Below are 1,319 nucleotides of genomic sequence, written 5' to 3' on the forward strand. Positions count from 1 at the left end.
TTCGCGGGGGCCGGACTGCTTTCCGGCGGTGAATTCGCGGCTTTTTGCGGGCCGGTACTCGGGCCGGTCCCGGTCTTTCTGGATTTTTCTGATTATAGAGGGTGGCGGGTTGTCAATTGAACCCGGACGGGCGGGAACTGGGGAGCCAATTCGACCAGACGCCGGGTGGCAGGACCCGGGGCGGGGACAATGTGGGGACAATGTGCGGACAGGAATTGAAGTGCTCTTTCGGTCGGGAGGACGCGCGGACGACGGACCGGCGAAGGGGGCACCGGGCGCCGGGGGGCAGCCGCGCGCGGAGGCGAGCACGGGCCACGGAGGGGCGAAGGCCGCCGGAGGGCTCCAGGGGCCCGCACAGGACGGGCGGGGGCGTCGGGCACTTGGGGGCGGCCGGGGCCCGGGACGGCAGAAGGGGGCGCGGACTCGGCGGTGAACGGGGCGGGAGCGGCCGCGACGGGTCGGGCGGCGGGAGCGGCCGACGACCCGGGGAGCGCTGAGGGGGGCGGTTCAGGCGGTCCGGCGGGGGGACGCCGGGCGGGGGAACCGCCCCAGGGGAAACAGTGTACCCGGATAATACCCGCCCGGAGAAAGCCCTAAAATAGCTTCAGATGCCTGGAAGTGACGGCCGGTGAGGGGAACGGGCCGCCCGGGGGACGGAAAGGGGCGCAGCGGGCCGCACGGACGGACGTTAGTTTCAGGTGGGCGGGAAGCGCGAGACGGACCCCGGGGGGGGCACTCTCGGGCGCGTTAGTTTCGGGCGTTAGTTTCGGGGACCCCTTCCGGGCGGCCCCGGGCGCGAAACTAACACCGCGCCGAATGCGATCCGGCACGCGCGGAGCGATTCCCCCCTGACGTTAGTTTCACGCGGCCCGGGAACCCCGGACCGTGGGTCCGACGCCCCGAAGGAGCGGACCGGGCGCAACAGGACGGTCCGCCCCCGGCCGCGCACGCACCCCGCGCGCGACCGCCCCCGCGCACCCGCCGGAGCGAAGTTCCTAACACATCACATGGTTCCACCAACCAACTCGACCCACCCCCCTCACGCGGACTTGCTTAAAATTATGAGTCCGTGTATTGTGGTTCTTGTCAGGGCGCAGGAGCACTAAGGAGAAGCGATGTCCCAGCGAGTGATCACGACGCAGCGTTACGTGATAGGTCTCCGGTACCTCAAGGCGATGCGGCAGCTCCTCGCGGAGTTGCGGCGGGACGAGCCGGGCGCCGTGTGGGAGGAGACCTACGGCGTAGGCAGGAAGTTCTTCTACGTGACGGCTGGCGACATCGGGCATCTCTTCTTGGCGAAGAACCTCGAATGGCTCCAG

General features: G+C 69.6%; 1 protein-coding gene. It reads left to right on the forward strand.

The genetic code is table 11. The features are described from left to right. Positions 1-1,115 precede the first annotated feature (1,115 nt). Positions 1,116-1,319 (forward strand): hypothetical protein (locus ABZ861_RS31460; protein WP_361637458.1); only part of this gene is annotated, 204 nt, incomplete at its 3' end.

The organism is Streptomyces sp. NPDC046985, assembly GCF_040644415.1.
In the GTDB taxonomy this organism is placed as follows: Bacteria; Actinomycetota; Actinomycetes; order Streptomycetales; family Streptomycetaceae; genus Streptomyces.